This window comes from Kitasatospora sp. NPDC059803, assembly GCF_042732255.1.
Taxonomy (GTDB): domain Bacteria; phylum Actinomycetota; class Actinomycetes; order Streptomycetales; family Streptomycetaceae; genus Kitasatospora.
On record NZ_JBHWIJ010000365.1, the window covers coordinates 1 to 7,205 of the forward strand.

Annotated in this window: 5 protein-coding genes and 1 pseudogene; 4 read left to right on the forward strand and 2 right to left on the reverse strand. The window is 74.9% G+C overall.

From position 1 onward, the window contains the following. Together ACFV6I_RS35410 and ACFV6I_RS35415 are read left to right on the forward strand one after the other, a co-directional pair. Window positions 1-2,845 (forward strand): annotated as a pseudogene (locus ACFV6I_RS35410) (hypothetical protein); the annotation flags it as partial. 10 nt (window positions 2,846-2,855) lie between these two features. Next, a complete protein-coding gene (locus tag ACFV6I_RS35415; RefSeq protein WP_380429997.1) occupies window positions 2,856-3,620 on the forward strand; it encodes a metallophosphoesterase in 765 nt (254 codons plus the stop codon). Window positions 3,621-3,644: 24 nt separating this feature from the next. Here the strand turns inward: ACFV6I_RS35415 and ACFV6I_RS35420 are convergent, their stop codons facing one another. Together ACFV6I_RS35420 and ACFV6I_RS35425 are read right to left on the reverse strand one after the other, a co-directional pair. Next, window positions 3,645-3,995: a hypothetical protein gene (locus ACFV6I_RS35420; RefSeq protein WP_350884255.1), complete on the reverse strand. Its 351-nt coding sequence runs from the start codon at window positions 3,993-3,995 to the stop codon at window positions 3,645-3,647. 174 nt (window positions 3,996-4,169) lie between these two features. Continuing rightward, the gene (locus ACFV6I_RS35425; protein WP_063350185.1) at window positions 4,170-4,865 is read right to left on the reverse strand and encodes a FadR/GntR family transcriptional regulator; all 696 of its coding nucleotides are present in this window, start codon (window positions 4,863-4,865) and stop codon (window positions 4,170-4,172) included. 166 nt (window positions 4,866-5,031) lie between these two features. Here ACFV6I_RS35425 and ACFV6I_RS35430 point away from each other — a divergent pair, with 166 nt between their 5' ends. Both ACFV6I_RS35430 and ACFV6I_RS35435 read left to right on the forward strand, forming a co-directional pair. Next, on the forward strand, window positions 5,032-5,598 hold the full coding sequence (locus ACFV6I_RS35430; protein WP_380338308.1) for a gluconokinase: 567 nt from the start codon (window positions 5,032-5,034) through the stop codon (window positions 5,596-5,598). A 2-nt stretch (window positions 5,599-5,600) separates the two neighbouring features. Then, a complete protein-coding gene (locus tag ACFV6I_RS35435) occupies window positions 5,601-6,989 on the forward strand; it encodes a gluconate:H+ symporter (RefSeq protein ID WP_063350187.1) in 1,389 nt (462 codons plus the stop codon). Window positions 6,990-7,205: the final 216 nt, after the last annotated feature.

Genomic DNA, 7,205 nt, shown 5'->3' on the forward strand with positions numbered 1-7,205 from the left:
CCGGGCGCTCGCCGCCGAGCAGCGCACCGCCGCCCTGCTCGCCACCGAGCAGCGCCTCTCCGACCTGCTCTCCCTGACCCCCGCACCCACCGACTGGAGCGACGACGGGTCAGGGGCCGAGGAGGACGCCGGCTTCCTCACCCCCGCCGTCCTCGACCGCAACGCCGAGTACCTGCGCGAACTCCTCGACGAGTCCATCGCCACCGCCGAACGCACCCTGTTCGACCTGCGCACCGCCGCCGCCGACGACTCCCGCATCCTCGCCGCCCTCGGTGACGGCGGACTGCTGCCGCCCGGCCCGGACGTCCTGGCCACCGTCGAGTACCTCGCCGAGCACGGCATCCCCGCCCTGCCGGGCTGGCGCTACCTCGCCCAGTCCGTCGACCCGGCCGACCACGAGGCGATCCTCGCCGCCCGCCCCGAACTCGTCGACGGCGTCGTCGTCACCGACCCGGCCTCGCTGGAGCGGGCCCGCGAGGCCCTGCAGGCCGCCGCCCTGCTGCCCCGCTCCACCGTCGCCGTCGGCGCCGCCGCCTCCCTGATCGCCCCGATCACCGACCAGCCCGCGTTCTTCCTGGTGCCGCCGAACCCGGCCATGCACGACGAGTCCGCCGCCGACGACGAGCGCCGCGAACTGCGCGCCCGGGCGAGCGCCCGCGAGGAGCACATCCGCGAACTCGCCGCCCGCCTCGGTGCCGACCGCGCCCTCGCCGCCCGCCTCGCCTCCTGGCACGCCAGCTGCCCGCCCGGCACCCTCGCCGAACTCGCCGCCGCCGCCGAGGCCGCCCGCGAGCACGCCGAGCAGGCCGCCGCCGCCCTGGCCACCCTGCGCGCCGACCACGACGAGGCCGAGACCGACCACGCCGCCGCGGCCGCCGCCCACGAGGAGCACCGCGAGGCCGCCCAGCGCGCCCGCCGCCGCGCCGACGCCCTCTCCGGCCTCGCCTTCCGGCTGCGCGAGCGCGCCAACTGGGCGCGCCGCCAGCGCGAACTCGCCGAGGACGCCGCCGAGTGCGACCGCCGCCAGGCCGTCTGCGCCGAACGCGCCCGCACCTGCGACGAGGACCGCCGCGCCGCCCAGCGCGCCGCCGACGACGCCCGCCGCACCGCCCGTACCGTGCGCGCCGAACGCGCCGAGATCCCCGCCGCCGAGCAGGCCGACGAGCCCTCCGAGTCGGCCCCCGCCGCACTGCCCGCCCTGCGCGAGGCCTACCGCGCCGCCTCCCAGCTGTACGAGAAGGTCGGCGTCGGCGCCGACCTGCGCGCCGAGCAGGCCCGCGCCGAGGGCGACGAGGCCGCCGCCGCGACCGAACTCGACCGCCTCACCAACAAGGTCCGCACCCGCGCCGAGGAACTCCTCGGCAGCCCCGACGGCGCCGACGGCCCGGCCCGCCAGGCCGCGGCCGCCCGCGCCGAGGACCTGGTCGCCACCATCGAGGCCCGCTCCGCCGCCGCCAGCGAGCAGCTCGGGCGCCTGCGCGGCGAGGCCGAGCGCTCCGCCCCCGCCGACGGCGAGGCGCACACCGAACTGCCCGAGGACCTCGTCCCCGCCGACCCCGAGCACGCCCAGGTCCTGCTGCGCACCGCCACCAGCCGGCTCGCCGAACGCCGGGAGGCCCTGGACGCCGCCCACACCGCGCACGCCGACCTGCAACGCACCTTCGACGCCGCCCAGTCGGCCGCCGCCGACTTCGACGAACTCGCCGGCCAGCTGCGCGACGGCCTGCGCGAGCAGCAGGAGGACGACGGCCAGTCCGCCGAGCCCTACCTCGGCTCACTGCCGGAGGCGCGCGGCACCGCCGCCGAGGCCCGCCGCGCCCTGCGCACCGCCGCCGGCGAGCTGTCCTCCGCCGAACTCGCCGTCCGCGACGCCTCCGACGCCCTCGTCCGGCACGCCAACGCCGCCCGCTACGAGGCCGTCCGCACCCCCGCCCGCCAGCAGATCCGCGAACTGCCCGCCGCCGCGCTGCCCGAGCACGCCGCCGCCTGGGCCGCCGCCTTCGCGCCCCGGCTGCGCGTGCTGACCGACGAACTCGCCCAGCTGGAGCGCAACCGCGGCTCGATCGTCGACCGCCTGCGCGGCCTGGTCGAGTCCTCGCTCACCACCCTGCGCGCCGCCCAGCGGCTCTCCCGGCTGCCCGAGGGCCTGGGGGAGTGGTCCGGCCAGGAGTTCCTGCGGATCCGCTTCGAGGACCCGGACCACGCCACCCTGGTCGAGCGCCTGGGTGAGGTCATCGACGAGGCCACCCGCGCCGCCGTCCGCAAGAACAGCGACCTGCGCCGCGACGGCATGTCCCTGCTGCTGCGCGGGGTCGCCGCCGCGATGGGCCCGAAGGGCGTCAGCGTCGAGATCCTCAAGCCGGACGCGGTGCTGCGCGCCGAGCGGGTCGGCGTCGGCCAGATGTCCGACGTCTTCTCCGGCGGCCAGCTGCTCACCGCCGCCATCGCGCTGTACTGCACGATGGCCGCGCTGCGCGCCAACGACCGCGGCCAGTCCCAGCTGCGGCACGCCGGCACGCTGTTCCTGGACAACCCGATCGGCCGCGCGAACGCCACCTACCTGCTGGAGCTCCAGCGGGCCGTGGCCGATGCGCTCGGCGTCCAACTGATCTACACCACCGGCCTGTTCGACACCACCGCGCTCGCCGAGTTCCCGCTGGTCATCCGGCTGCGCAACGACGCCGACCTGCGGGCGGGCCTCAAGTACATCTCGGTCGAGGAGCACCTGCGCCCCGGTCTGCCCGCCCCGCAGGACCCGGACGGCCCGGCCATCCACGGCGAGATCACCGCCACCCGGATGTTCAAGCGTCCGGCCGAGGTTCCGGCGCAGTCCTCAACTGACTAGCGTGGCGTGCATGCTGACGATCGCGCACTTCAGTGACATCCACCTCGGGCAGGAGCACCGCCGGGACGGCGGCAGGCGCGCCCGGCGGCGGGCCGGGCAGGTGATGGCGTACCTCGACGCCCTGCCCGGCCCGCTGGACGCCGTGCTCGTCACCGGGGACCTCGCCGACCACGGCCTGCCCGCCGAGTACGAGCAGGTGGCCAAGGTGCTGGACTCCCGGTACCCGGTGCTCATTTGCCCCGGCAACCACGACCGCCGGGCGCCCTACCGGGAGGTGCTGCTCGGCGAGGCCCCCGCGGACGGCCCGGTCAACCGGCTGCACCGACTGCCCGGCGCCGACGTGCTGATGCTGGACTCCTCGATCCCCGGCCGCGATGACGGCCTGCTGGACGAGGAGACGCTGGCCTGGCTGGACGCCGAACTGGCGGCCGGCCGCGCCGACCTGCCGGCGCTGGTGGCCTTCCACCACCCGCCGGCCGTCCTGCACCTGCCGAACGTCGACCCGATCCGCCAGTTCGGCGAGGAGGCGCTGGGCGCGGTGCTGGCCCGGCACCCCCGGGTGGCCGGCCTGCTCTGCGGCCACTCCCACACCGGCGCCGCCACCACCTTCGCCGGACTGCCCCTGCTGGTCGCCCCGGGTGTGGTCTCCACCGTCACGCTGCCCTGCGAGGGCGGGCCCGGCATCTCCTTCACCCAGCCGCCGATGCTCGCCTTCCACGTCCTGGACGACACGGGCCGGCTCACCACCCACTACCGGGCCGTCCCGGAGGACTGATCCGCAGTGTCGGCCGCAGGTGTCCTACGCGGCCGGCAGTCGCGGCTGGCGCTGTGGCCCGCCGGGGCGGGGGAGCGGCCGGGCGGCCAGCGGGTCGGGCGCCCGGCTGCCCGCCATCGGGTGCGCGGAGCCGGGCGCGCGCTGCCGCTGGGCGGCGACCTGGCGCGAGATCAGGATCTCCAGCAGGCACCACATCGTGCCGAACACCCCGAGTCCCATCGCCATCAGCGCCGGCGTCATCAGCCAACTGTCCGCGTACGAGGCGAGCGTGGCGACGACCACGCCGACCAGGGTGAAGGACAGGCAGAGCACCGCCCGGACGGCGGCGGCGCGCACCTCGTCGGGCAGGCGGCGACGGCGGCGTGGCACGGACATCGATCGACCCCCAGGCGCGGACTCGGCGGCGGACACGGGACGGGCGCACGCGAAACGCGCCCCCTTGCCTCACTCTGCCCCGCCGAACCAGGACTATGCGTCCGAATCCACCGAACTGCCGTCAAAGCGCGTGATCCGGGCAGCCGGCAGCGGGCGGCCCGCCGCCGGGGGAGGTCAGCCCAACTGCTGGTTGAGCTCCTCCAGGGCGCCCGCCACGATCGTCCGCATGGCCTGCTCGGCCTGGACGGCGTCCCCGGCGCAGATCGCGTCGGCGACTTCGCGGTGCAGCCGGATCGCGTACGGCTCCGGCTGATGGGGCATCAGATGGTACTCGGTCCGCCCGGTGAGCACCGCCCCCACGGTGTCGCCGAGGTGGGCGAACATCTCGTTGCCGGAGGCGCGCAGCACGGTGGCGTGGAAGTCGATGTCGTGCCGGAGGAAGGTGGTGAGGTCGGCGGCCCGCGCCGATACGGTCAACTCCACGGCCAGTGAGCCGAGTTGGCGCCGGTCGTCGTCGCTCGCGTGCACCGCGGCGAGCGCGGCCGCGGCCGGTTCGACGGCCACCCGCAGCGAGCCGAGCGAACGCAGCTGGGCCGAGCGGTCCGCGCCGGCCAGCCGCCAGCGGATCACCAGCGGGTCGAAGACGTCCCAGAGCGACCTGGGCTGCACGGTGATCCCGACCCGCCGCCGGGACGCCACCAGGCGCATCCCCTCCAGGATCCGCACCGCCTCCCGGACGACCGTCCGGGACACCCCGAACCGCTCCTCCAGTTCCTCGCCGCGCAGTACCGCACCCTCGGGAATCTCCCCCGACGCGATCGCGGGCCCGAGCTCGTCAAGCAGCCGACCGGGCAGCCCCTGGATCTCCATCCGCCCAGCGTAGACGCCCGTCCCGCCGTCACCACCGGCGCGTACCGGGTCCCGCGCCCTGCGATCTACCCCACAGCTCAAAAGTATGACGATTTGGTTTCCACCACTTGAATACGTCATATCTTTGAGGCGATAGTGGCGGCCAGGCAACGAAGGAGCACCACCCATGGCTCTCAGCGTCGAGAACCACGACTTCCCGGCAGTGACACCGGCGGGCCCTCTCACCATCGTGGTGATGGGCGTCTCTGGTGTCGGCAAGACCACCCTGGCCCGCCTGCTGGCCGAACGACTCGACCTCCCCTACGCGGAGGCGGACGACTTCCACCCGGCGGCCAACATCGCCAAGATGTCGGCCGGCATCCCGCTGGACGACGAGGACCGCGCCCCCTGGCTGCGCGCCGTCGGCGCCTGGCTCAAGGAGCGGGCCGAGGACGGCACCGGCGGCGTGGTCACCTGTTCGGCGCTGAAGCACCGCTACCGCGACACCCTGCGCGCGGCCTGCCCGGGTGCCTACTTCCTGCACCTCAGCGGCGGTCACGAGCTGGTCGAGGACCGGCTCGCCCACCGCACCGGCCATTTCATGCCGCCGTCGCTGCTCGACTCCCAGTACGCCGCCCTGGAACCCCTGGGCGCGCACGAGCGCGGCGCCGTCCTGGACGTCGGTCCGTCCCCCGAAGAACTCGTCGAGATGGCCGTGGCGTTGCTGCGGCCGGTCAATGGAGACCTCGCGTGAGTATGTCCCCCACTCTGCTCGCGGCCGCCCCACCGGCCCTGCCGCACACCAGCAGCGACTCCCAGTTGCTGATCGCGGTCCTGCTCAGCATCGGTGTGATCGTCCTACTGATCACCAAGCTGAAGCTGCATCCCTTCCTCGCCCTCACGCTCGGCTCCGGCCTGCTGGCCGCCGTCGCGGGCGCCCCGTTCGACAAGCTGCTCAACAGCTTCTCCACGGGCTTCGGCTCCACCGTGGCCGGCGTCGGCCTGCTGATCGGGCTGGGCGCGATGCTCGGCAAGCTGCTCGCCGACTCCGGCGGCGCCAACATCATCGCGGACACCGTGCTGGCCCGGTCGGGCAACAAGGCGCTGCCCTGGGCGATGGCGCTGATCGCCGCCGTCCTCGGCCTGCCGCTGTTCTTCGAGGTCGGCGTCGTCCTGCTGATCCCGATCGTGCTGCTGGTCGCCCGCCGCGGCAACGTGCCGCTGATGCGGATCGGCATCCCCGCGCTGGCCGGCCTGTCCGTGCTGCACGGCCTGGTGCCCCCGCACCCCGGCCCGCTGGTCGCCGTCGACGCCCTGAAGGCGGACCTCGGCATCACCCTGGCGCTCGGCCTGCTGATCGCCGTGCCCACCCTGATCGTGGCCGGCCCGCTGTTCTCCCGGCTGGCCGAGCGCTGGGTCGGCCCGCTGGAGATCCCGAAGGCCACCGCCCCCGAGGAGAGCGCCAAGCCCGAGCACACCCCGTCCTTCGGCGCGGTGCTGGCGACCATCCTGCTGCCGGTCGTGCTGATGCTCGGCAAGGCCCTGACCGACGTGGTGATCGACAACCCGAAGGCGTTGGGCCAGCGGGTGTTCGACTTCATCGGCTCGCCGCTGATCGCGCTGCTCGCCGCCACCCTGCTCGGCATGCTGACCCTCGGCAAGGCGGCCGGCTTCGACAAGGCGCGGATCTCCGACACCGTCGGCAAGTCGCTCGGCCCGATCGCCGGCATCGTGTTCATCGTCGGCGCCGGCGGTGGCTTCAAGCAGACCCTGATCGACGTGGGCGTCGGCAACGCGGTGAGCGAGTGGTCCAGCAAGTGGCACATCTCGGCGCTGCTGCTCGGCTGGCTGATCGCGGTGCTGATCCGCCTGGCCACCGGCTCGGCGACGGTCGCCACCATCACCGCCGCCGGCATCGTCGCCCCGCTCGCCGCCGACATGTCCTCCACCCACGCGGCCCTGCTGGTCCTGGCGATCGGCGCCGGCTCGCTCTTCCTGTCGCACGTCAACGACGCCGGCTTCTGGCTGGTGAAGGAGTACTTCGGGATGAGCGTCGGGCAGACGCTGAAGTCCTGGTCGGTGATGGAGACGGTGATCTCGGTCGTCGCCATCGCCCTGATCATGCCGCTCAGCCTGATCATCTAGGCCGGACAGCGCCTGAAGCCGCCGACATCCGCCGAGGGGGGGGGGCCCCCACCCGCCCGGTGAGCGCCCCCCGGGCGGGCCCCGCGCGCGGGGGCCCCCCCCCGCGCGCCCCCCCGGGGGGCGGGGGCCCCCGGGGCGGGGGGTGGGGGGGCTCGACGCCCCCCCCCGCCCCGGCCCCGCCGGCCCCCGCGACCACCGTGCTCACCGGCACCGCCT